This window comes from Sulfurospirillum sp. (assembly GCF_036802865.1).
Classification (GTDB): domain Bacteria; phylum Campylobacterota; class Campylobacteria; order Campylobacterales; family Sulfurospirillaceae; genus Sulfurospirillum.
The window spans coordinates 97,892-122,177 of record NZ_DAIRVK010000004.1 but is presented as its reverse complement, the minus strand read 5'-3'; the positions used below and the strand labels follow the sequence as shown (position 1 = coordinate 122,177).

General features: G+C 40.6%; 24 protein-coding genes. 12 read left to right on the top strand and 12 right to left on the bottom strand.

The window, feature by feature from the left end; genetic code table 11:
- Nucleotides 1–2 precede the first annotated feature (2 nt).
- A complete protein-coding gene (locus tag V7Q04_RS09810) occupies nt 3–296 on the bottom strand; it encodes a putative quinol monooxygenase (RefSeq protein WP_333804869.1) in 294 nt (97 codons plus the stop codon).
- Between the two features lie 234 nt (nt 297–530).
- Here V7Q04_RS09810 and V7Q04_RS09805 point away from each other — a divergent pair, with 234 nt between their 5' ends.
- From V7Q04_RS09805 to V7Q04_RS09795, 3 genes are all read left to right on the top strand, one after another.
- Complete coding sequence (locus tag V7Q04_RS09805) at nt 531–2,006, top strand: DASS family sodium-coupled anion symporter (RefSeq protein ID WP_333804868.1); 1,476 nt, start codon at nt 531–533, stop codon at nt 2,004–2,006.
- A 117-nt stretch (nt 2,007–2,123) separates the two neighbouring features.
- On the top strand, nt 2,124–3,110 hold the full coding sequence (locus tag V7Q04_RS09800) for a D-2-hydroxyacid dehydrogenase family protein (RefSeq protein ID WP_333804867.1): 987 nt from the start codon (nt 2,124–2,126) through the stop codon (nt 3,108–3,110).
- Between the two features lie 350 nt (nt 3,111–3,460).
- Nucleotides 3,461–4,561, top strand: coding sequence for a GTP pyrophosphokinase (locus V7Q04_RS09795; protein ID WP_333804866.1), 1,101 nt, complete (start codon nt 3,461–3,463; stop codon nt 4,559–4,561).
- Nucleotides 4,562–4,653: 92 nt separating this feature from the next.
- Here the strand turns inward: V7Q04_RS09795 and V7Q04_RS09790 are convergent, their stop codons facing one another.
- On the bottom strand, nt 4,654–5,433 hold the full coding sequence (locus V7Q04_RS09790; RefSeq protein ID WP_333804865.1) for a DUF4197 domain-containing protein: 780 nt from the start codon (nt 5,431–5,433) through the stop codon (nt 4,654–4,656).
- Nucleotides 5,434–5,612: 179 nt separating this feature from the next.
- On the opposite strand from V7Q04_RS09790, the gene V7Q04_RS09785 reads away from it, so the two are divergent.
- From V7Q04_RS09785 to V7Q04_RS09775, 3 genes are read left to right on the top strand one after another with little or no spacing between them, the layout of a single operon-like run.
- Nucleotides 5,613–6,281 carry a tRNA-uridine aminocarboxypropyltransferase gene (locus V7Q04_RS09785; protein WP_333804864.1) on the top strand — a complete coding sequence of 223 codons (669 nt, stop codon included), beginning with the start codon at nt 5,613–5,615 and terminating at the stop codon, nt 6,279–6,281.
- Between the two features lie 46 nt (nt 6,282–6,327).
- Nucleotides 6,328–7,404: a glycoside hydrolase family 3 protein gene (locus V7Q04_RS09780; RefSeq protein ID WP_333805060.1), complete on the top strand. Its 1,077-nt coding sequence runs from the start codon at nt 6,328–6,330 to the stop codon at nt 7,402–7,404.
- Nucleotides 7,405–7,451: 47 nt separating this feature from the next.
- Nucleotides 7,452–8,969, top strand: coding sequence for a hypothetical protein (locus V7Q04_RS09775; protein ID WP_333804863.1), 1,518 nt, complete (start codon nt 7,452–7,454; stop codon nt 8,967–8,969).
- Nucleotides 8,970–9,029: 60 nt separating this feature from the next.
- On the opposite strand, the gene V7Q04_RS09770 is transcribed toward V7Q04_RS09775, so the two are convergent.
- On the bottom strand, nt 9,030–9,659 hold the full coding sequence (locus V7Q04_RS09770; RefSeq protein WP_333804861.1) for a LysE family translocator: 630 nt from the start codon (nt 9,657–9,659) through the stop codon (nt 9,030–9,032).
- Nucleotides 9,660–9,893: 234 nt separating this feature from the next.
- On the opposite strand from V7Q04_RS09770, the gene V7Q04_RS09765 reads away from it, so the two are divergent.
- Nucleotides 9,894–10,559, top strand: coding sequence for a nitroreductase (locus V7Q04_RS09765; protein ID WP_333804859.1), 666 nt, complete (start codon nt 9,894–9,896; stop codon nt 10,557–10,559).
- A gap of 56 nt (nt 10,560–10,615) precedes the next feature.
- Entirely contained in the window at nt 10,616–11,119 is a 504-nt protein-coding gene (locus V7Q04_RS09760; protein WP_333804858.1) for an NADPH-dependent FMN reductase, read from the top strand.
- Between the two features lie 74 nt (nt 11,120–11,193).
- On the opposite strand, the gene V7Q04_RS09755 is transcribed toward V7Q04_RS09760, so the two are convergent.
- The 7 genes from V7Q04_RS09755 to V7Q04_RS09725 all read right to left on the bottom strand — a co-directional run bounded on the left by V7Q04_RS09755 (nt 11,194) and on the right by V7Q04_RS09725 (nt 18,075).
- The gene (locus tag V7Q04_RS09755; protein WP_333804857.1) at nt 11,194–11,805 is read right to left on the bottom strand and encodes a hypothetical protein; all 612 of its coding nucleotides are present in this window, start codon (nt 11,803–11,805) and stop codon (nt 11,194–11,196) included.
- A 60-nt stretch (nt 11,806–11,865) separates the two neighbouring features.
- Nucleotides 11,866–12,072, bottom strand: a complete 207-nt coding sequence (locus V7Q04_RS09750) for a BrnA antitoxin family protein (protein WP_333804856.1) — start codon at nt 12,070–12,072, stop codon at nt 11,866–11,868.
- Nucleotides 12,069–12,362, bottom strand: a complete 294-nt coding sequence (locus V7Q04_RS09745) for a BrnT family toxin (RefSeq protein ID WP_333804854.1) — start codon at nt 12,360–12,362, stop codon at nt 12,069–12,071. Before V7Q04_RS09745 ends, V7Q04_RS09750 begins: the two co-directional genes overlap by 4 nt.
- A gap of 85 nt (nt 12,363–12,447) precedes the next feature.
- On the bottom strand, nt 12,448–15,525 hold the full coding sequence (locus tag V7Q04_RS09740; RefSeq protein WP_333804853.1) for an efflux RND transporter permease subunit: 3,078 nt from the start codon (nt 15,523–15,525) through the stop codon (nt 12,448–12,450).
- Entirely contained in the window at nt 15,522–16,508 is a 987-nt protein-coding gene (locus V7Q04_RS09735; protein ID WP_333804852.1) for an efflux RND transporter periplasmic adaptor subunit, read from the bottom strand. The genes V7Q04_RS09740 and V7Q04_RS09735 overlap by 4 nt, the downstream gene beginning before the upstream one ends.
- Nucleotides 16,505–17,689: a TolC family protein gene (locus V7Q04_RS09730; RefSeq protein ID WP_333804850.1), complete on the bottom strand. Its 1,185-nt coding sequence runs from the start codon at nt 17,687–17,689 to the stop codon at nt 16,505–16,507. The genes V7Q04_RS09735 and V7Q04_RS09730 overlap by 4 nt, the downstream gene beginning before the upstream one ends.
- Nucleotides 17,689–18,075 (bottom strand): FixH family protein, encoded by a 387-nt coding sequence (locus tag V7Q04_RS09725; RefSeq protein ID WP_333804849.1) that lies wholly within the window; start codon nt 18,073–18,075, stop codon nt 17,689–17,691. The genes V7Q04_RS09730 and V7Q04_RS09725 overlap by 1 nt, the downstream gene beginning before the upstream one ends.
- Nucleotides 18,076–18,203: 128 nt before the next feature.
- Between V7Q04_RS09725 and V7Q04_RS09720 the strand changes: the two genes are divergently transcribed.
- Nucleotides 18,204–19,223: a hypothetical protein gene (locus tag V7Q04_RS09720; protein WP_333804848.1), complete on the top strand. Its 1,020-nt coding sequence runs from the start codon at nt 18,204–18,206 to the stop codon at nt 19,221–19,223.
- 51 nt (nt 19,224–19,274) lie between these two features.
- Here the strand turns inward: V7Q04_RS09720 and V7Q04_RS09715 are convergent, their stop codons facing one another.
- Nucleotides 19,275–20,519, bottom strand: a complete 1,245-nt coding sequence (locus tag V7Q04_RS09715; protein WP_333804847.1) for an EAL domain-containing protein — start codon at nt 20,517–20,519, stop codon at nt 19,275–19,277.
- Between the two features lie 321 nt (nt 20,520–20,840).
- On the opposite strand from V7Q04_RS09715, the gene V7Q04_RS09710 reads away from it, so the two are divergent.
- From V7Q04_RS09710 to V7Q04_RS09700, 3 genes are all read left to right on the top strand, one after another.
- Entirely contained in the window at nt 20,841–21,779 is a 939-nt protein-coding gene (locus V7Q04_RS09710; protein ID WP_333804846.1) for an omptin family outer membrane protease, read from the top strand.
- A 113-nt stretch (nt 21,780–21,892) separates the two neighbouring features.
- The gene (locus tag V7Q04_RS09705) at nt 21,893–22,555 is read left to right on the top strand and encodes a response regulator transcription factor (RefSeq protein ID WP_333804845.1); all 663 of its coding nucleotides are present in this window, start codon (nt 21,893–21,895) and stop codon (nt 22,553–22,555) included.
- Nucleotides 22,530–23,711, top strand: coding sequence for a sensor histidine kinase (locus tag V7Q04_RS09700; protein ID WP_333804843.1), 1,182 nt, complete (start codon nt 22,530–22,532; stop codon nt 23,709–23,711). Before V7Q04_RS09705 ends, V7Q04_RS09700 begins: the two co-directional genes overlap by 26 nt.
- On the opposite strand, the gene V7Q04_RS09695 is transcribed toward V7Q04_RS09700, so the two are convergent.
- Nucleotides 23,708–24,286: a hypothetical protein gene (locus V7Q04_RS09695; protein ID WP_333804841.1), complete on the bottom strand. Its 579-nt coding sequence runs from the start codon at nt 24,284–24,286 to the stop codon at nt 23,708–23,710. The genes V7Q04_RS09700 and V7Q04_RS09695 overlap by 4 nt on opposite strands.

The following is a 24,286-nucleotide window of genomic DNA, read 5'->3' as shown; positions in this document are numbered from 1 at the left end:
TCCTATAAAATCTTCTCTAATCTTTGAAGTGACATACTCTCAACTTTACCTTCAAGCGCTGTTTGAAATGCCTTAAAATGGGCTTTTTCCATATGTTCAGCCAAAAGTGCTTCGCTTTCCCATGTCTCGATGAAAGTATAAACATTTTCTTTTTCTCTGTCTGTGTGAAGATCGTACTGCAAACAGCCTTCGTCTTCTTGGTGGGTTGCTTTATGCAACGCTTTAAGTGCTTCTAGTACACCTTCATTTTTCCCATCTTTTAAAACAACATTGGCGATTAAAACAATTTTTTTCATCTGCTCTCTTTATTTTTAAATTATAAATGAAGTATAAAAGTAATGCACTTAAAATACCCTTACTGTAATTTTATAATGTAATAGTACCTTTGTACTTTTTTATGCTTCCTATCGATATGTTACTGCATGAAATAGTATCCCCTCACAATGACATTTTTTTGACATATTTCGTCGTTATTGTGCTACACTTGATTCGGTTTGGTCAATTAATAAATTAACTTAAGGAGGTTTTAAATGGAAGCCAGCAGTAATTACACCTATTATGTAAAGCTTTTAGCACCTGTTGTTATAGGGCTCTTGGTTTTTATGTGTCCTATTCCAGAGGGGCTCAGTGCTAATGCATGGCTTTATACCAGCATTTTTGCGGGGCTTGTCGTAGGTCTTATTTTAGAGCCTATTCCGCCTGCACTTATTGGTATAATCGCGGTTGTTTTAGCCGTTTTATTTAAAGTAGGACCTGTGGGTTCTGGTAAAGATGGAGCCGTTATTAAGTCAGCGGCTGCTGTTGATTGGGGATTAAGTGGTTTTTCCAATTCTGTTGTATGGCTTATCTTTGCGGCTTTCATGATAGGTATTGGCTACCACAACAGTGGGCTTGGTAAACGAATCGCTTTTTTATTGGTCAATAAACTTGGCACATCGACCCTAGGACTTGGTTACGCTATCGCCTTAGCCGATCTTGTTTTAGCGCCTTTTATACCGAGTAACGCCGCACGCAGTGGCGGAACTATTTACCCGATTGTGACAAGTATTCCCCCTATGTTTGAGAGCTACCCTGAAAAAGATGCTCGTAAAATTGGTGCGTACCTTGTTTGGGTTTCGCTTGCCACCACCTGCGTTTCGAGTTCCATCTTTTTAACGGGTCAAGCGCCAAACCCTCTGGCACTTGAACTAGCCTCAAAAGCAGGTGCGCATTCGGTGAGTTGGATGGGGTGGTTCCTTGCGTTTGCACCTGTGGGTCTTGTGCTGTTTGCCATCACTCCGATTTTGGCATTGTGGATTTATCCACCTGAGATTAAAGGCTCACCCATTATTTCAAAATGGGCAGGCGAGGAGTTAGCAAAACTAGGTAAAATCAGCAGAGGGGAGCTTTTTATGCTTTCTATTTCTGTACTTGCTTTGGTTTTGTGGATAGGCAGTGATTTTTTTGGTATCAATGCTACGACTACCGCGTTGATTGTCATTGTTTTGATGATCGCGGCAAAAATCATCGCATGGAATGACTTTTTAGGAAATAAACCTGCATGGAATGTTTTGACATGGTTTGCAACCCTCGTCACGATGGCAGCAGGTCTTAAAAACGTCGGCTTTTTGGAGTGGATTGCCAAAGCAACAGGAAGCTATTTGCATGGCTTAACCCCTTTTATGGCTGTACTTGGACTTATCGTTGCGTTTAGTGTGCTTCGTTATTTCTTTGCATCAGGAACCGCATACGTTACGGCAATGGTAGGTCTTTTTACGGTTTTAGCCATTTCTATTCCCAACACCGACCCTTCTCAAACGATGTTGATGTTACTGCTCCCTATGGGTATCATGGGTGTTTTAACCCCGTATGGAACAGGTCACAGCCCCGTTTGGTTTGCCAGCGGATACGTCACAGGACCAGAGTTTTGGAGACTCGGGGCCATTTTTGGTGCTATTTATTTGGGCGTCTTTTTGCTCATTGGTCTTCCGTGGATTAAATTTATTTACCCATACATCACAGGATAACCTTCAACGTAACGAGACTGGACTCAAAGCCAGTCTCTCCTTTCAACGCTTTACATGCAAACACCACCCACTTTGTTATAATGCCGTATTTAAGCCTTACCCCGTAAAGGAGTTCCTGTGAAAATTGTGATTCTCGATGACTATCAAGATGTAGTACGTAACCTTGCGTGCTTTTCGCTTTTGAACGAACATGATGTTCGTGTTTTAACCACCTCGTATGCCAACACGCAGGAACTGGCTTCCAAGATTGGCGAGGCGGAAGCATTGGTGCTGATTCGTGAACGAACGCCCATCACGAAGGAGCTTTTAGCACAACTCCCTCATTTAAAAATCATCGCGCAAACAGCGAAAGCTGGCAACCACATCGACCTTGATGCGTGCACCCAACATCGCATTTTGGTGTGTGATGGCGTAGGCTCTCCCATTGCGCCTTCCGAGCTTTGTTGGGCATTGATTTTGGCGGCGTCACGCAACATTGTGCCTTATGCGACGCATCTTAGTCATGACGCATGGCAAAATTCAGGCACACTAGGACTGGGTCGAGCACTGAATGGTCTCACACTGGGGATTTGGGGTTATGGCAACATCGGTCAGCGCATCGCGCAATTTGGCAAAGTGTTTGGTATGAACATTCTCGTTTGGGGCAGTGAGCCATCGAGGCTAAAAGCCAAAGAGGACGGTTTTGAAGTAGCCAATACTAAAGCAGAATTTTTTGCCACTTCAGACATTCTCTCCGTGCATTTAAAACTCACCGACGCAACCAAGCGCTGTGTCACCCAAGCAGACCTCGATGCCATGAAACCTCATTCACTGTTTGTCAACATCAGCCGCTCAGAACTCATTGAACAAGAAGCACTTTATAGAACGCTTGCACAAAACCCTAACAAACGTGCTGCCGTTGATGTCTTTGAGAAAGAGCCTGCCATGTTGGCAGATGAGCCTCTTTTATCGTTGCCCAACGCTTTATGTACACCTCATCTAGGCTATGTGGAACATACAAACTACGAAAACTATTTTAAAATGGCATTTGAAAACATCGTAGCATTTGCGCAAGGAAACCCTCAAAATGAGGTCAATAAATTTTCAGTGGGTATTTTAAAATAGAGGAAGGGTGAGTCAAGCTCACCCTCTTTAAGATAGATTGATAGACTAAGCTTTTTTCGCTTTTTTCTCTTCACGCTTCTCTTTTAAAGACTTCTCAGGTTTCTTTTTAACTTCTTTTTTAACATCTTTACCTTTTGCCATGCTCTCTCCTTTGTGAAGTTGGTTGATACACTTTAATTGTATAGGAGTTGAGCTTAAAGAGAGAAAAGATAAAGGTGGTGGTGTTCTTTGTCCTAAGGGAAAAGTTTCGATCAGACTATTTTATCTTTCGTCGCTTACGATATTAAGCTCGCATACTATAAAATAATTCTATGTATCACTTGCGCTAAGGCATTTGGAAAGGATTTAGTATGGAAAACAACAAACATCATCTCATCGCCGAGTTTGAAAAAGAGCTCAAGCAGTATGAAAGCTTTAGCGACAAAATGGACATCTTACTCAAAGAACTACTTGACCAAGAGAAAATCTCGTACCACTCCATTGAAAACCGAGTCAAAGAAAAAAACAGTTTATCGAAAAAAATAGACGGTAAAAACAAGTACCAAAACTTAGACGAGATCACCGATATTGTGGGTTGTCGCATTATCAGCTATTTTGAAATCGATGTTGAAAAAATTGTCAATCTTATCTTTAAAGAGTTCAAAATAGACGAAATAAACTCCATCGACAAAAAGAAAATTCTAGACCCTGACCGCTTTGGTTACCTCTCTTACCACATCATCTGCTCCATCAACGATGAAAGAGCGCAGCTCAGAGAGTATAAAAACTACAAAAATCTCAAATTTGAAATCCAAGTGCGAACCATTCTCCAACACGCATGGGCAGAGATAGAACACGACATAGGCTACAAGTCCAACATCGCCGTTCCTAGGGAGTTCCGTAGAAAATTCTCACGCATTGCCAGCATTCTTGAAATTGCCGACGATGAATTTAGCAGGCTCAAACTTGACATTCATAACTACGTTGAAAACATCTCCAAACAAGGGTTTGAAAACATCGACATCAACGCCGAAAGCCTCAAACTTTTCATCGAACAATCAAGCGATTTGGATGAGATAGAAGCCTACATTATCGAAAAATTAGAACTCACATCTATTGCCTTTTCAGAGCAGATGCAAGCGGCGAATATTAGCCTTTTATTGAACATTATCAACACATTTACCACGTTTAAAGAAATACTAGAGATTCAAAACTCTCTTCAAAAACATAAAGAACTTATCAAAAAATTTCTTATCAAATGGGTACATGCTAGGGGTAAATTGCTGAAACGGTTTCGTGAAAATTTCGAGCAAAAAGATGGTTTCATCATCGGTTACGCTTTGATGATCGAGTTTTTTGAGACCAACCATAAAGAAGGGTTAAGCGCTTTTTTCCCAAGTCTTCCTGCTCACGAAAAAGAAGAAGCGGTAGCATTGGCGGTGAAAATTTACAAAGAAATTACACGTCACTAAGTTTTAGCTACTTGAATTAATACAAGACTATTTGGCAAGAGAGAATAAAAAATACTTATCTTCTCTTACCAAAATAGTTTCTCTTACAATGGCTATTGCGTAATTTTATTTCCAATGCCTAGCGGATTACTTCGTAAAGCTTTTTCTTTTTCTGCAATGATACTGAAGAGCCCATCCAGTGTTTTCTGTGCTATGTATTCATCCAGATTTTCATTTTTACTCGGCGCTACATTATCTATTCCAAAAAATTTAGCAATTGCTGGAAATTGTTTCACCAGAGCATTGTCGGTCATAAAAGCTACTATTCTGTCAACAAATGATTTGAGACTTTGACATAAACGCATCACATAATTTTCCTTGATGCTTTCGTTAACGATAGGCGTAATTGCCCCAAGCAGTTTTGTGCCAGATTTGCTTTTCAAATAATCTGCCGTAGTCGTCTCTTTTCCACTAGCGATAGCCTGAGCCTCTTCAATGCTCATCGAAGCGATGGTGTCATTTAAGATGGAAGCTGTTTTTGGAATAGCTTTTGTCGCAGCGGCGTTCATTGTTTTAACAAAATCATCCACATACGATTTCCCACCAAGATTTTCAACCACGGTTGCAACTGTCTTTAACGATGAGGGAAGTTGAATTCGAGAAGCACGATTGTTCAAAAACCCTTCTTCTTTTCCCAGCACTAAAACAGCTTGATTCACGCCAAGACTGAGTGATTCTTTTGCTCTTGCCAAAATATTGATTGGGGGTATCCCATTTTCAGCATTCACTTGCTGTATTCCTGAAGTTACGCTCGTTGCAGTATTGATGGTGTCGTGCAAAACACTTGCACATAGCATGAGAGGTAGGAGGAAAATAAGACTCTTTTTAATCATTTACGCCACTTCCTTATAAATTTTTTGGGTCATAACACATTCTTACATGTAAAAGCAATTTTACACAAACTGCCCTTTTTGTTGACGCTGTATTACGCTTTCATTTTATAAGAGTTGGACTTAAATAGACCACAAGGCATGATATTTTAGTATAATCCCCCATTATTTTAAGGTGAACAATGCAGACGATTTACGGTGATAGAGCGAAATGTTATAAGTGTCATAGACCCAAAAGTTCGTGTATGTGTAGCCATATTCGTCCCATAGACACCCAGACCAAATTTATCGTCTTGATGCACCCCAAAGAGTTTAAAAAGACCAAAAATGGTACAGGACATCTTACCCATCTTTCACTTCCTAATTCTGAGCTTTTTATGGGTATTGACTTTAGTGAGTGTGCGCGCATCAACGAGATTATCGCGACACATGAGAGTTTTGTTCTCTACCCTTCAAAACATGCCATCAACCTCAGCCATCACCATCCACGGGGTGAAAATGTTTTAGAAGTTAAAAAACCGATGGCGATTTTTCTCATTGACTCGACATGGGCGTGTTCGTTGAAAATGATGCGTGAGAGTAAGAACTTGCACACTCTTTCTCATATCAGTTTTGACGCCACAAAGCGTTCGGAGTTCAAGATCAAAGAGCAACCACTAGAGTATTGTCTCTCGACCATCGAGTCCACGCTCACCGTTTTAGAGTTGCTTACAAAATGGCAGATAGAGACGATAGAACACGCCAAACTAGAAGCATTTCTTACACCGTTTCATGCGATGATAGCGTATCAACTCACCTGCATTGAGAACCCTCTGCATCAAGCGGTCAGATTTAAACCCAAAAAACACTAACTTCGCTATAATTTTCTAAAAACCACAAAGGGTATGCGTGCGTAACATGGTTCAATTTTTTATGCTTCTTTTACTCTGTATGCTTCCCCTTCAGGCAATGCCCGAAGATGCTGTTCTAAAAAAAATGATAGGACGAATGCTCGTTGTCGGCTTTGATGATGCGACGATTGATTCGCAAAGTACCATCGTTAAAGAGCTACAAACTTATGAACTCGGTGGTGTTATTTTATTTGATCGCTTCTACAAAGAGCGAAATCGCATCAAAAACATCAGCTCGCCTGCGGGGCTACAAGAACTCACAAAGCAACTTAAACGCTACTCCAAAAAACCTTTGCTTATCTCCATCGACCAAGAGGGTGGTAAAGTAGCACGGCTTAAACCAAGCTACGGTTTTGCAGAGACACCTTCTGCTACCGCACTTTCCAAAACATCACTTGAAAATGCTTACAACGTTTACAGCCAAATGGGACGAATGCTCAAAGAAAATGGCATCAACTGCGACTTTGGACCTGTGGTAGACTTGGCAGTAAACCCTGACAATAAAGTCATCGTTGGGCTGGAGCGCTCTTATGGAAACGAAAGCGAAACAGTCACCCAATACGCCCAAGTGTTTATAGAAGCACTCTCTCAAAACGGCGTTATCAGCGTACTAAAGCATTTTCCAGGGCACGGCTCATCTCTGAATGATTCGCATCTAGGATTTGTTGATGTAACCCATACGTGGAGTGAAAAAGAGTTAGCTCCTTATGAAAAGCTCATTGCCTCGAACACGATTAAGATGATAATGTCTGCCCATGTTTACAATGCAAAACTGGACAAAGCCTACCCCGCAACACTCTCGTATGCAATTAACACCCAACTCTTGCGTGAAAAAATGCACTACACGGGTGTGTTAATCAGCGATGATTTGCAGATGGAAGCAATTGCAAAGTACTATAGCCTCAAAGATGCGGTCACGCTTGCGATTAATTCGGGCATTGACATGCTACTCTTTGGCAATCAGCTCTCAACCACCAAAACCGATGAGATCGTAGAAACCATCCTTGAACAAGTAAAAAATGGTACCATTTCATTTGAGCGTATTACCCAAGCAAATGAACGAATCGAAAAATTAAACCGATAGCCTTCATCCAAATTTAGTTATAAAATCTTCACTTATAAGGAGCTACCATGCGCTATTTTGGGAATTTAGCCTTTATCATTCTTCTGAGCTTTTTTTCGGGCTGTACTACTCCAACAACACCTTCGGTCACCTCATCACACGATCAGGTTATCACCCCCAACGACATGAACGTGACATCTGTTTTTTATGAGCGTATGTTTAAAGATGGAAAGCCAAATGTGGCAATGCTCAACCTCTTTTTCACCCAAATGCCCAAAGGTGGCGATCTGCATCACCACTATACAGGCTCACTTTACGTTGAAACATACCTCGACTGGGTCAAAGCAAGAGGCTGGTTTATAGACACCAATACTTTTAAAATCGTCCAAACTAAAAATAGTGGAGACAACAATGTCATTACTGTCGATGCGCTGAGAGTGGATGATAAAAATTACCGCAAACTCCTCACACTATGGTCAGACAAAGACTATGACAATCACTTCCATGAGCAACTTCCTCCCGATAGCAACTTCTTCAATACCTTTGGTTACTTTGGACCCATTTCTGGAGACAAAGAAAAGATGCAAGAAGGTCTCAAGATTATCAAACAGCGTGCTATCGATGAAAACGTTATGTACGTTGAAACAATGCTTTCTCGTGTGGGCGTCGACTGTACAACGTATTTCAATGCCAATCAGATCAAATCGTACAATGACAGACTTCGCAACAATCCCAAATCAGAAGACCTCAACAAAGTATTAGATGAAATCATCTTTATTTATACCAAAAACAACGCCAAAGCCTTTAATACAAAAGTACAAATGTTTGTAAATTCATTAAATAGCTTACACCAAGGTATCGATGATGCAAACTTTACGATGCGTTACCAAACCTATGCATCAAGAGGCAACGAACCATTACAAGTGTTTACTGACCTTCTTTCAGGCTATGCAGCAGCAAAAAACTCCCCTTTAATCGTAGGTGTCAACATTGTAGCACCTGAAAATAGCGTTGTAGCGATTGATGACTATACACTTCATATGCGTATGTTCGCCTTCCTCAACGGTAAATATCCCAATGTGCATCGTTCACTGCATGCAGGTGAGCTTACCCTAGGTATGGTTGAGCCAAAAGAGCTTCTCTTTCACATCAATGAAGCACGCAACATTGCTGGGGCTGAACGCATCGGTCATGGGGTTGATCTGCCGTATGAAAAAAACTCCATTGCCCTCCTTCAAAACCTCAAAAAAAACGAAGTTGCTATTGAGATCAACCTCACAAGCAATGACTTTATCTTAGGAGTTGCAGGCAGTGAACACCCCTACTCTATCTATGCCAAGTATGGCGTACCTATCGTCATCTCTACGGACGATTCAGGCGTTTCCAGAAATAACCTAAGCCATGAATACGTCCTGCTTGCCAGTCGTTACCATCCAAGCTATGAGACCATTAAAGAATATGTCTACAACAGCATCAACTATTCGTTTTTAACAAAAAAAGAGAAAGATGCGTTAAAAAAACAACTGGCTCAAAAATTTCTAGCGTTTGAGAAAGAAATGAGTGCGTTGGCGAATAGTTTCCAATAGCGTGATTTTTTTCAAAGAGACAAAGCTAGAAACGTAGCTTTGTCTCTTTACATGTAAAGATTATCCAAGGGCTAACCAAACCCCAACGCCTAACATCAATGTCCCTGCAATGCGGTTCATCAGCCTAACATTGTCACCTTTTTGCAAAAATTTACGCAAGGTATTGCCACCACTGGCGTAGATAATCATACAGATAAATTCAAGGGTTAAAATAATCGCTAAAAGCACCGAAATTTGAGGAATAAGTGCCTTCGTTTGGTTAATGAAGGGTGGAAGGAGTGCGATAAAAAATGCCCAACCTTTAGGGTTAGCAATCGCCGTAACAAAGCCTTGAACCGCTAATGACGTCGCCGAGATAGAGACAGAAGTCTCCGTTTTAGAGAGTGCCATCTTGCCACGATTGAGCCAAAGTTGCACACCCAAATAACCCAAATAGAGCCCACCCGCGTACTTAAAAATCGTAAAAATATCGGGATGTTTTATCATAATAGTCGCCACTCCCACAACTGAAGAGAGTGCGACAATCCCCACACCGACAAGTTCCCCTGCCATCATGTAAAACGTACGCTTTAGCCCAATGCTCATGCCAAGGCTCATCGCAAGTGTCATGCACATTCCAGGTGTTACGGAGACAAAAAAGAAGGTGGGAAGAAAAATCGCCATGATGGAAAAATCAACTGCAGAAGCCACGTTACATCCTTTAAACAAAGAAGAATTATATCTTATTTATAACCACACACTATTGAAAGCACCAAGGGTGCGTGGGCATTCCGCCGAGGAAAACCCAGTGTTAACGTAGTTTTTAGAGCTTTGCTTTAAAAACGTGTTCAGAATAAAAAATGGAGGTTAGTTTTAAACTATTTCATTTAATTTCAAAAAAGTTTCGTACAATGAAGCACCAACAATACACCTAAAGGCAATGCCATGAATGTATCTGAAGCACTCAAAATGAGAAAATCCACACGCGCTTTTTTACCCAAAGCAGTGCCACAAGAGGTTATAAAAGAGATCCTTGAAGATGCCAAATATGCGCCCTCTGGTGTCAACATGCAACCGTGGCACGTTTGTGTTGTGAGTGGTGAAAAAAAACGCACGCTGGAGCAAAAAGTCATCGAAGCGTTTGAAAACGGGCATAAAGAAGTCATGGACTATGCGTACTACCCTTCCATGTGGGAAGAGCCTTATAAAAGCAGGCGCAAAGAGACAGGACTGTTGATGTACAGCACACTTAGCATTTCCAAAGAAGACAAGGTAAGACAGATGGAGCAGTGGAAGCTTAACTACCGCGCCTTTGATGCTCCTGTCGTACTCTACTTTTTTATCGACGCAAGTTTAGAAAAAGGCTCATACCTCGACTATGGTATGTTTTTGCAATCCATTATGCTAAGTTGCGTAGAAAAAGGCTTAGCAACTTGCCCACAAGCCGCTTTAGCTGAGTTTCCAAGTATCGTCAAACAAGAACTAGACATCGAAGCCCATAAGCTTCTGCTCTGCGGCATCGCATTAGGATACGAAGATAAAGAAGCGCTTATCAACAGCTACCGAACACCGCGCATTGCAGTGAGTGAATTTGCAACGTTTTATTCTTGACCCTGACATATGTTAGTCATATAATAATTCCAACGCTATCTCAATAAGGATTGATTATGTATTTAATATTAGTTGCAAGTCTCAATGAAAATATGCAATTGGCACGAAGGATAGAAAAAAATCTAGAAACACAAGGCGTTCAAAGTCAAATCATCAATCTGGTCGATTTAAACATCACCCTATATGACTCTTCCAAAGAGACCAATGATGGCATCCCAAGCAAAATCACGGAGCTTTCAAACACCATAAAAAACGCCAAAGGGTACATCGTGGTATCGCCCGAATACAACTACTCCATTCCACCGTCCCTTACCAATGTCATCGCATGGTTATCCAGAAGCAGTGAGAGTTTTAGAGAACTCTTTGCGCTCAAATACGTCCAACTCGCCACCCACTCAGGAAGTGGCGGCAATGACGTCTGTAACGCCATGCGAACCCAGTTTTCAAGACTAGGAGCCATTGTCGCACCCAGAGAGATTGTCACAACACCTCAAAAAGAGGTTGAAGAGGGAAGTTTGCAGAGAATATTGAGCCAATTTGTAGGGATTTCGCAGAAATAATGGTGATTTTTTGGAATAATAAAAGAAAGGTTTAAACCTTAGATTTGCAAAAGTTTAGAGTTTAGCCTTTTTTACTAATACTCAAAATCTTCAAGTGTCAAGCCTTGTATAAAACCGTGATATTCAGCATAAGCAGATGAAACTTCATTGACCAAACTAATATACTTATTATTGATTTTATCAAATTCTTGTTGTCCATTTATTTGAGCTGGCTTTATGGATGCAACATACAAAGTAAGTGCCATTGTTTTATCTTTAACAAGAATTGAAACTTCAGAAAGTCTATCATTTGTTTTTTTCTTACCATAATCTTTTGTTAATTGGTAAATTTTTTCAAATTTTACAGGTTCATGCATTTCTTTATGGTAGGCATTTAGCTTATCAACAGCATCTAATATACCATCTTGTGTTCCTAAGTAAACATTTCCTGGATTATACTTTTCCCTTACATATTTAATTTGCTGTAGATTACTTTGGAATTCAATTAAAGCAGAATTTATTTCATTTTTTATCTTGGTAGAATTGATTTCTTGTTTTACCTTGCTTGAACCAAGAAAATGTATACATACAGGAATTATTATAGCAACAATAACCCCTAAGATTGCTATCCAATCGCTAAATGTAGGTTTGTCTAGAATAGACCTTACATACTTTTCCCACTGTTCTATTTTCAGTATATCTAACATTGAATTCCTTTCAATACTCAAATAGAGCTAAACTTTTACTTTTTCTTCTATTTACTAAACTCACCACTGAATTTTAGGCTCAACATGCCTTTGCGCGCAGTCCATCAAAAATGAGTTAATCAGCGTTTGATAAGGCATTCCTACTTTGGCAGAAAGGGCTTTAAAGTAGTCAATGGTCTCAATATCCACATTAAGTGAAATCTGTTTTTTAACCTTTTTTGCGTAAGGATTTTTAACAGATTGGCTAAAATCGTACTCTTTTTTCATGATAAAAACTCCTTATATTGATTTGCTTCATTTTTGGTTGATTTTCGTGCGGAGATGATTCGGATGACACCTTCATTATCTCTGTAACAATGAACAACCGTCAAAATTTTGAGTGTGTAACTCATCCCCAGCAAGATAAATCGCTCTTCTTTCTCAGAATGGTCAGGGTCAAGCATAAACCTTGCGTTGTCATCATCAAAAATTGTTTTGGCTTCTTCAAATGAGATGCCATGTTTTTTGATGTTTGATTCTGCTTTGACTTGATCCCATTCAAATGTGAGCGTTTTCATGTAGATATTATAATGATAATATCATGATATGTCAAGGTGAAAAATGCTTTTACATGTAAGGATTTTTCCTTACATGTAAACCTTCTCACTCCTCAATTTTCCGCATCCGATAATACAATACAGGAATCACTAAAAGCGTCAATATAGCCGAACTTACCACACCACCGATCATCGGGGCGGCGATGCGTTGCATGACTTCACTTCCGACACCATCCAACCACATAATCGGTAAAAGTCCTCCAAGGATGGCAAACACGGTCATCAGTTTCGGGCGGACTCTCAGCACCGCGCCTTCAAAGATGGCTTCTTGAATATTTTTTGCCGTTCTTTCTTTTACATGTAAAATGGCTTCTTCAAGATAAATAATCATCACAATCGCCGTTTCCACCGCGATGCCGATAAGTGCCAAAAAGCCTACAATGACGGCAATGGAGAGGTTGAAGTTGAGATAATCCACATACAAAAACCCACCCACAGCGGCAAGCGGCAAGGTCAAAAAGACCAAAAGTGCATTTTTAAACGATCCAAGACCGAGGTAGATCAGCACAAACGTGACCAAAAGCGTGAGCGGAAGAATAAACTGCAAGCGCTCCATGGCACTCTCTAGGTACTCGCTCTCCCCTGCCCAACCGATGTAAAAACCTGTTGGAAGCTCTACACTCTCTTTTAGAATTTTATTGGCTTCCTCTTTATAGGTTTTAGACGAAAAGCCCTCTTTGAGCGTGATGTAGATGTAGTTCACTTTTTTGCCCATTTCAGACTTGAGCTCACTCGCACCTACGTCGTAGCTAAGTTCCACAAAGTGCCCGAGGCGTTGGAAACCATACGGCGTTTTGATGGTCAGCTCACTGATGGCATTGATATCTTTGCGGCTCTCTTCTTCAAGTCTTAGCGTGATCGCATAACGCTCAATGCCTTGGTAAAAGGTCGTGACTTTCGAGCCACCGATGGCGTTGTCAACGAAGTTTAAAATTTCCTCTTTGGTAAGACCATAAGATGCGATATTTTCAGGCTTTAGCGTCATATTGAGGTAGTAACCACTGTTCGCTTTGTCCGCAAAAATGCTTTTGGTTCCCTCGTAGTTTGCAAGCACACTGGCGATTTTGTTTGCACTCTCTTCCAACGCTTGGTCATTGTCGCCGTAGAGTTTGATGCCAAGAGGGGTTCGTATGCCTGTTATGAGCATGTCGATGCGCCCTCGAATCGGGTATGTCCATGAGTTTGTCAGCCCCAACATTTGAAGCTGTTCGTTCATCTCATCACGAAGCTTCTCATACGTCATGCCCTCTCTCCACTGCTCTTTGGGTTTAAGCTGTATGATGGTCTCGATCATCGAAAGGGGAGCTGGGTCTGTTGCACTCTCCGCTCGCCCTGCTTTGGCAAAGGTACTGAGCACTTCGGGAAAACTTTTGATGACTTCATTGCTCTTTTGCGCGTACTCTTTTGCCATCTCTATGCTGATACCAAATGGAGTGACGGGCATGTACATAAACGTCTGCTCATTGAGTGGTGGCATAAACTCCCAACGCTGTTTGGTATAAGTGTGATACCCCAGCACCAAAAAGCCCATAAATAGGGCTATAGCGACATACCAAAAACGCATATGCAGTTTTAAAAGCGGTGCATACAGCCAAATAAAAAGGTTATTGAGCGGATTTTTATGCTCTTCAAGGATTTTGCCTTTGATAAAAAAGAGCATCAAAAGCGGAACAAGGGTGATGGAAAGTACCGCACCGATGAGCATCGCAAAGGTTTTGGTATATGCCAACGGCTTAAAGAGCGCCCCTTCTTGCCCAGAGAGAGCAAAAATCGGTAAGAAACTCACCACAATAAGCAAAAGCGCAAAAAAGATCGGGCGACCGACTTGTTTGGACGAAGCGATGATGATAGCTTTGCGCTCTTCTTCACTTTTAGGCTCGCCGTGCGAAAGCTTTTTATGCACATTTTCAATCATCACGATACACGCATCGACCATCGCACCAATAGCAATGGCTATGCCACCTAAACTCATTATGTTCGACTCCAACCCAAAAAGCTTCATCGCCAAAAAAGTCAGAGCAATGGTGAGTGGCAGAACAATGATGACAACCAATGCGCTTCTAAAGTGAAGTAAGAAAAGCATAACCACCGCCAAAACAACGATGCTCTCTTCCAAAAGGGCGCGTTTGAGGTTGTTGATCGCTTTGGTGATGAGATCGCTTCTATCGTACGTTGTGACCACTTCCACATCGTTTACATGTAAAGATTCTAGCTTCTCTTTGACCGCCTGAATCACCTTGTAAGCATTCTCTTTGTGGCGCACAACCACAACGCCTCCGACCACTTCGCCCTCACCGTTAAGTTCTGCTAAACCACTTCGGTAGGTGGGGACAACACGCACATCCGCGATGTCAGAGAGCTTGAGTGGAATGCCACCCACCGTTTTGATGGTGATGTTTGAAAGGTCTTCCAACGAGGAGGCAAAACCTCTGGCTTGGATGATCTGCTCAAAGCCATTTTCAAGCACTACTCGCCCGCCTAGGTCACTGTTGTTTTTGGAGAGTGCCCCCATAAGATCGTCGATGCTTAGGTCATATTTGTAGAGTGCGTCTTGGCGTAATGTGACTTCATAGTCTTTCACAAAACCACCCACACTCGCCACTTCACTCACCCCTTCAACGCCTAAAAGCGCATAACGGTAGAGATAATCTTGAATGCTTCGAAGCTCATCTAAACTTCTGTTTTGTGATGTTAGTGCATACTCAAACGCCCAACCAATACCCGTGGCATCAGGACCTAGCTTGATGGTTGCGTTTTTGGGAGCATTTTTAGAGACATTTTGGATGACTTCATTGACCCTGTCTCGCGCCCAGTAAAGGTCGGTGCCATCCTCGAAAATGATGTAAACAATGGCATTTTCATACGAGGTAAACGCACGCACAGTTTTGGTTTTTGCGACCGAGAGCAACGCATTGGTCAGTTCGTAAACGAGTTGATCTTGGATGATTTTTGGCGATTGCCCCAAGTACTTCACATTGACAATGACTTGCGGTGGCGTGAGGTCTGGCAATGCGTCCAGTGGTGTCTGCCGAATCGCCCAGAATGACAGAAATGCTGCAATGAGTAAAGTTAAGAGAAGAAGCGCCTTGTTTTTGACGCTTTTTTCAATGATACTCTCGATCATTTCATCGCCCCTGCGTTATTTTGGGCATCGGCATCAAACATAAAGAGCGCGTTTGAGACAACCATATCGCCCTCTTTTAACCCTTTGATAATTTCAAAAGTGTCGTTGTTAAGGCGTTTCGCTTCGATCTCGCGTGGCTCGTATTCGCCCTCAAATTCGCCTTTGACAAACACGCTCGTCTTCGCACCTTTGGTCATCACCGCACTTTTTGGAAGGGCTAAATACTCTCGCTTGGCTGTTCCAAAACGCGCTTTGGCGAATGCGTTTTCGTAAATCTCAAGGTCTTTGTTTTCAATGACTAAGCGCACGTCCACGCTTTTCGTTTGCGGGTCGACTTTTGGGTAGATAAAATCAATTTTGGCTTTGTAAGGCTTTGCACGCATATCAAAAAAGATGTCAGCACTTTGAGCCGTTTTGACAAACTCAAGGTCTTTTTCATACACTTTGACGATGAGCCATAAGTTTGTGTAGTCGCTGATCTCGTAGAGTTTGGTTCCTTTGGGAACGAACGCACCTTGATTGACCGCTTTTGCCGTTACGATGCCACTGTAGGGCGAAACAATGGTGATGTTTTCAGGCACGTTTTTATCGGCGATGATCTTCTGGATGGTCTTTTCATCGACCCCTAAAAGTTTGAGCTTTTGGGTAATGCTCTGAACCATGCTGTCACTTTTGATGCGTAGCGCGTTGATAAGTTCAAGCTCCGCGGTATAAATCTCTTGCGAATAGAGCTTTGCGAGTGGTTCGCCTTTTTTAACGCTGGTAAAGCTCTTGTTCACATACAGTGTTTCGATAAACGCGTCATAACGCAAGCTTACCTCTTTGACACTCTCTTCGTTCGCTTTGGTGTAACCGTAAAACTCTTTGGCAGAGCCTTCCAACACTTTTTTGACTTCGATGGTTTTGACATTGAAAATCTGCTTGGCATCAAGCGTGGCACCGAAAAGTAAAAGTGCCCCTAAAATGAGATGGGTGTATTTCATAGCTCGACTCCTAAAAGGGTGTAGATTTTGATGATAGACTCGTTATACGCGAACGTGTTAGCGTTGATCTGTTTTTGTGCTTCAATGATTTGACTGAGTACATTGAGAAGGCTTAACAGTGCTTCATTTTGGCTAAGAGCCGTGCTTTGAAGCACTTGGTACATCTTCTCATTCTCATGCAAAACTTCTTTGGCAAGCGAGATTTTGTCGTACTGAAGCTCTTTGTTAAGAAGTTCATCTCTTAGCTCAAACAGCAAACTTTTATGCACCGACTGCACACTCTGTTCGGACGCGGCATGGGTGAGTGTGGCTTTTTGGATGGAGGCATTCTCTTTGCCGTAAATCGGAAGCGGTACGGAAACACCTATAAAGGCGTAGTCATCTCTGCCTTGCCTTCGGTTGTAACCCAAACTTACCGTTACATCGGGTGTTTTGTTCGCTTTTTCATAACGCAAGTTCAACAGCTCTTTGGCACTTTGCATATTTTGAACTTGAAGCTTGGGTGATTTTTCCAAAAGCTTCTCTTCGTCGCTCAGTTTATAAGGTAACAAGCCCTCATGTGCTCTCATCTCAGGCATTTGCGTAACGATGATGCTCTCTAGCTTTCGCTCTATGGAAGCTTTATCGCGAAGCAGTGTCTTTTTCTCAATGGCAAGATTTTTTTGTAAAATTGTATTGTTCAATGTATCGACATAGTGCGCGCTCGTGGTGTTATACGAGAGGTGAGCATTTTTCAGGTCTTCCAACACTTTTTCATACTTTGTGACTAAAGAAAGGTCTTGGTTGATGCGGATGTAACTTTGCTCCAACACGCCAATTTCACGTTGCATTTCGAGTTTTTTGGCTCTCAGCTCCAGCTTTTTAATCGCCAAATCTTGCAAGGCAATCGACTCTTTGATGTCGAGCTTTCCACCCGTTGGAATCTTCTGAGAAAGCGAAATCGCCTCATTTTGGGCTTCTTTATTTCGTGTGAGAGGCTCATTTAAAAAGATGTCGTTGACCCCAAGAGAGAGCATAGGGTTTTCCCAAATCTTGCTTATATCAACCTCTTTTTCAAGTGCGCTCACCTCTGCCTCTAACGCTTTTAACTCATAATTATGACTGTAGGCTAAAGAGGTCAACTCGCTTTGCGCCAAAGCGTAGCCCGTGAGGGCTACGAGCATTAAAATGACGCGTTTCATTAGAGGTTTACGCTTGATTTTAAGCGTTGTTTTTTACCATCAACTGTTTCGATGACGATGTTAAGCTGCCATGTACCGTTCATTGAAAGCACAACATGCGCCATATACGCACCATTGACGAACATTGCATCGGAAATTTGCTCCATTGCTGGCATGCCTGGCATTGCTGGCATCGCAGCCGTTACGCTTACTTTCGCATCTTTGATCTCTTTGCCATTCTCTTTGACTTTGATGTTGATCATGTTCATGCCCTGAGAGAGTGGCTTTTCACTGCTATACTCCACTTCTAATGGACCAGCCATTCCTTTTTTAGACAAAGCATCTGCCGCGAAAACAGCACTAAGGCTCAACGCCACCGCTAAAAACACACCTAAAATCTTCTTCATCACGCACTCCTTGTAAAGTTATAGGGAAAGTATAGAGGGCGTGTGTGGAATATTTGTGGAGTGAAAAAGAGCTGTGATAATTTTTGTTATAATAAATCAAGTTTTATATATATAGACAAGGAATGAATATGGAAATTGAAATAAGACTTCCTAGTAACTTAGATTTACTACATGCAATAGAATTTTGCAATGGTTTATGGAGTCAACCAATTGTAGAAAAATTTATATTTAATTTTGTTAATTTAAAAAATATTGAACCTTTTTCTATGGCTTATGTTGCAACAGAAATTAAACGTTTTCGAGATTCAAGACATGAGACTAGTTTTGAAGCTATGAATCATGAAAATCATGATTATGCCGCGCATATGGGATTTTTCAGAGCTTTTGGATTGAAACATGGAAATGCTCCTGGTGAAGCTAATGGAAGTACTACATATCTTCCTCTCACCATTTTAAATGTTGAAGACCTTAGGCAAGAAGCAATTGATACTTACGAACATGTAGGGCAAACTATAGAAAACCGTTCTAACTCTTTTGCAAAAATGCTAACTAGGCAAGAAGAATCTAACTTGGTTGATACCCTTACATTTTCATTTCGTGAAATTATGAGAAATGTAGTTGAGCACTCTGACTCAAAAATACTAGAATATTGTGCTCAGTATTGGCCTACAAAACATAAAGTTGAAATTGTAGTGTTAGACTCTGGCATAGGAGTTAAAAATTCTTTATCAAAAAACCCCTATTTAAATATTAATAATGATAGAGAGGCTTTACAATTAGCTCTTATGCCTAGCATATCAGGGAAAATGTATAAAGGCGTTACAAAGAATAAAAAAAATATTTGGCAAAACTCTGGTTTTGGATTATATATGACTAACAGAATATGTAGAAATGGAGGTAGCTTTTTTATTTGTAGTGGAGAAAGTGGTTTATTATTACAAAAAGGGTCAAAAAAAGATATTCCTACTAATTTTAAAGGTACTGCTATTCGAATGGTTATTAATACACAAAGCGTTACACAGCTAAGTAAAAGTTTAGAAAAGTATCGTGATGTTGGATATAGAATGGCTAGAACAATATCAGACAATGGTAGTTTAGTAGAGGCCTCAGTTGCATCAATGATGCTTTCAAAAGATTTTGATGATTAAGAAATCAAGGCATATAAAAACAAAAAGTGGCTATCTCTAGCCACTTTCCTCTCACAAATTCAGCTTATGCAACGGCTGAGGCTCGCTCCAGAGATAGCCTTGAAAGTAGTCGATTTTCTGCTCTTGGCACGCTTCGTAAATGTCGTAGTCTGAGACAAACTCCGCGACCGTTTGCATCCCCACTTTTTTCGCAAAGGTGACGATAGCTTCGACCACAGCTCGGTGTGTGGCGTTTTTGTTGATGTTGCGAATGAGCGAACCGTCGATCTTGATGTAATCGGCTTGAAGCTTGACCACATACTCAAAGTTCGAATAGCCTGTACCAAAGTCATCGATGGCGATTTTCACACCGTGTTTTTTGAGTATCGAGAGAAATGCAAAAACCTCAGGGTGATTTTCGATGTTTTCACTCTCCACAAGCTCTATCGTCAAACGATTGGCGACTCGGTGAGCGTTCATTTTTTCGATGATAAAATTGGTCGTCTCTTGATCGAGTATGTCGCTCAGTGTCAGGTTGATGGAAAACTCTGCCTCTTTGTCGGCAAAAAACTCAAATGATTTTTGAACGACCACTTTGGTGATGCTCGTGTACAGATGCGCCTTTTTGGCATGTGCCAAAAACTGATACGGAGAGATGACCCCACCGTTAGTGCTTTTCATACGCACCAAGCACTCAAACTTTTTGACTTTACCACCTTGAATGCTTTGCGCGTACACCTCAAAGCGATCTTTGAGCAATGCTTGGCGAATCGCTTTTTGCCACTCCAAGTCTGCTCTAGCACTCGTATGGGTTGGTCGGCACAGTGTGACACTGGATGAATCATAGACCACGATGTCCTTGCCGATGCGCTTGGCTTGTTTGATGGCAAATTCGGCATTGAGAAAAAGATCAACATAGTCGATGGCAACGCCCACGCGAATCGCAACGTAAATTTTCTCTTCTTCAATCTCAATAGGAGAATACCCAAAATACCACATACACGCATTTATGGCTTGTAAAAAGGCTTCTTTGCCCACTTCTTTACCTGCAAGTACCGCAAAGTTATCGCCACCTAAGTGAAAAACAACGGAGTTTGGGAAGCGTTTTTGTAAGCGTCCAGAGATGATTTTTAAGATCTCATCACCAACACTGTAGCCAAATACATGGTTGAAATTCCAAAAGCCATTAATATTTAAAAGGGCTAGTTTGTTGGCATTGGAATGCTCCAATGTATTGAGAAAACGTTGTCTATCGGGAAGTTCGGTTATAGGGCTAATGCGCCCGTATTTTAATTCGTATTTTATTTCTTTTTTCATTATTCGTATCTCTTATTCTGTGTGATTTGATCGTAAATTTTAGATCAAAATGAAATTTTTTTGAAGGTTTTGGAAATATTTTAGTATATTAGCAGCAACGCATGAGGCATAAAACAAGCTTTATTCTACCATGAAAAAAAGCATAGTTAAATGTCATGGTAAAACTCCTTGTTGTAAAATTGTCACAATAATACCACAAACACCTATTAATGTCAATTATATCTACCTTTTTAATAATGTATAATTTTTGAGATGCAAAATTTGAATATTTATTACTTTAAAAATAAATTGTTATACTTTTAGGAACAAGGAGTTAAGTCTATGAACTGTAAAAATTTACTTTTAACTTTTATACTAACTGCAAGTTCTTTGCTTGCAACGGAAAATGTTCTCCAAAAAGAAGAGTACGATTTTCAGGGCTTAACGCTTGGTGTTTCATTATCTATGTTTAATTCAACCACCAACGAATATCTTTATGATATGGATGTAAATAGAAAAGTTAGTGAACTTGTATGGAAAGCAAAAAATGTCAAGCTATTAGGTGTAGAAACACGCTATAAGATAAATAATACTTTAGAAACTTACATTGAGTATAAAAAAAATATTTCAAACAATAATAGTTTAATGGATGATTACGATTGGTTAGAGGATGACCCTACGATACTATCAATGTGGTCACACCACGAAGAGACTAAAAACACCAATGTTTCGCTTTTGGATATTGGATTGAAGTATTCTTTGAATCTTTTTGAAGATCTCCCCCTATGGGTTAGCCTTGGGTATAAAGATGAAAAGGCCAAATTTCAAAGCTATAATGGTTTCGGAATTTATGATGGGTACTATTTCGAGTTTGATAAGATAGGATACGGAGGATTACTGATCACATTTGAGCAAGAGTACAAAGGACCTTATATTGGTATGGGAACATCGTATCAATACGACGATTTTATCTTCGATTCTAGCCTACAATACAGCCCATTTATGAACGTTTCATATACAGATATACATCATAAACGCCCTTTTGTCGAAAACAGTCATTTTAATGATACATCCATGGTTTCCCTCCATTTTGGAACGACCTATCAGCTCAGTACACATCAAAACATTATTGTCTCCTATGCTTTAACCCGCTATGATTTTGAAAAAGGTGATAGAGATAGAGTCTTCACAGATGTGGGAAAGGCCTATTATTGGGAAAATTCGGCTGCACTTAAGAGCAAAAATAGCCAAATCTCTTTAGCCTATCGTTACACTTTTTAGCATACACTATGATACAAATGTGAAGAAATAGGGCTAATTTTTCAACCAAATTTTTACATGTATAAATAAAACAATACTATAAGCCTCTGCTCAATTTCATGTATAATGCTTTCATGAAACTATTACTCCTAGAAGATGACCCCATTCTTAGCGAAATTATTGAAGAGTTTTTAGTCGAGCATGGCTTGCATGTTAAACTCTTTTATGATGGTAAAGAAGCGCTTGATGCCATTTTTGAGGACAAGTTTGACATCTTGGTTTTGGACATCAACGTCCCAAGCCTGAGCGGTTTTGAGCTTTTAAAAACACTCAAAGAGGCGAACATCGCCACGCCTGTCATTTTCATCACGTCACTGGATCAAATCAGCGATGTGAAAAAAGGGTTTGCTTTGGGAGCGGAGGATTACCTCAAAAAACCGTTTGAACTTGAAGAGCTTTTGGTGCGCATCGAGCGCACGAAAAAGTTGCACCACATCGAAGAAAATGCGCTCTTAAAACTCTCTTCAACTATTCATTACGATCCGCAAAACTATCAGATATTCACGCCTGAAACGTCGTATAAACTTCGTAAAAAAGAGGCTCAGCTTTTGGAGTATTTTTTAGCACACCAAAATCGTCTTCTGAGTTTTGAAGAGATCATCGAAGAGGTGTGGCGCTTTGGTGAAGTGCCAACACACTCGACGCTTCGAACCTACATTAAAAACCTGCGTAGCTATGGGCTTGAGAGCCTTATAGAGAACATCAAAGGAGTTGGTTATCGTTTTAAGTGCTTATGAAAAACGCTCGCTTTTGAGGTTTTTACTCATCTATCTTGGCTCTATTTATACATTCATCTGCCTACTCGCATGGATGTTTTATACCATTGAGATCAAAAATTTGCATGAAAACTATGCCCTTAAAATGCGCTCTACCGCTTCAAGCATCGCGCACAAAATCGTCACCGCACATATGATGGAAGATGACACACTTCACAAATGCCTTGCTGAAAAGCCTACCGAGACGTGCTTTGGCTTGGAAAAAGAGTACCAACTAGGACTGTTTGATGAACATAATAAACCTTTACACGTCAGTTTTCCTGAGTCTGTGGATTTTTCTAAAACATTTTACCTTGAAGGCAACAGCTTTTACGCGCTCGATGAAAGCAGCCAAAAACATCTTGGCATTCAGACCATTGTTCTCAAACATACTCACAGCGCGAGTATGATCCAAACGCTGCGCTTGCAAATACTGCTTTATTTAGTGCTAAGTCTTGCGTTTGCTACGATTTTGGGTTATGTGCTTGCCAAACTCTTTTTAAAACCCATTAAAGCAGAGATCGAAACACTCGACACTTTCATCAAAGACTCCACACATGAGCTCAACACGCCTATTACAGCGATTTTGATGAGCATTAGTACGCTTAAAGATGTGGACGAGAAAAAACGAAAACGCATCGAACTGAGTGCCAAACGCATCGCAACGTTGTATAGTAACCTGAGTTACATGCTTCTACACGATAAACAAAACGAAGGAAAAAGCGATGTCGATGTGAAAAAACTCATCGTTGAACGCCTCGAATACTGTGCAGATTTGATGGCAAGTAAGCACATTGACTTAATCCTACACCTAGAAGAAAAATTTTTACATATCAACGAAGAGAGTCTTACAAAACTCATAGACAATTTACTCTCTAACGCGATTAAGTACAATCATTTTGAAGGAAGCATTGAAGTTAGACTGGATTTTGAGAAATTGTGTGTTAAAGACACAGGTATAGGAATACAAAGCTCAAAACTAGGCGACATTACGAAACGCTATAAACGAGCCAACGCTGACAAAGGTGGCTTTGGCATTGGTTTAGACATCGTAAACACTATCTGTAAAACCAATGGATTTAAACTTGAAATTACCTCCATCGAAAAAGAAGGCTCTACATTTAGTGTCTTGTTTTAGGAGTGTCGTTTTGCTTTTTCTGCTTTTAAATACTCCTCAAATGGAACTTCTCGTTGGCAAAGATGCTCTAAATAGCGCAACTCATCGTCATTGTGATTGTTGATATTTGAGTTTTGAACTTCGATCTTTCCCAGATGTGTTTTCACAATTTCTACGGGTCTATCGTGATAAATTGAGCTCAGTGAAAAAAGAGTATCGCCGTTGAGTGGATTTTTATAATCCGCCACACCATAACACAAGCAACTATACACCGCATCAGAAGCATACTCTTGTAGGTAAATTCCTGTACCTCTTATACCCGCAGTAAATGTCTTTGTCTCTATTATTTTTTCACCACCACCGAAAACACCCATAACACTTCCGCCAACAAGTTTAAGCGTTTTGGTAAAAATCCCATCGTGGGTAAGTTCTATTTTGCTCTTTGGTCTGAGCATAAAGGCATCTTTGCCTACTTTAAACTTTAAAGCTTCATTGTCAGACTCAATAACCAATGCTTTTTCATCACTGGCATAAAGAGCCCATGGCACACTCGCACCAAGAAAAGCTAATGTAAGAATCGATTGGCGTCTATCCAT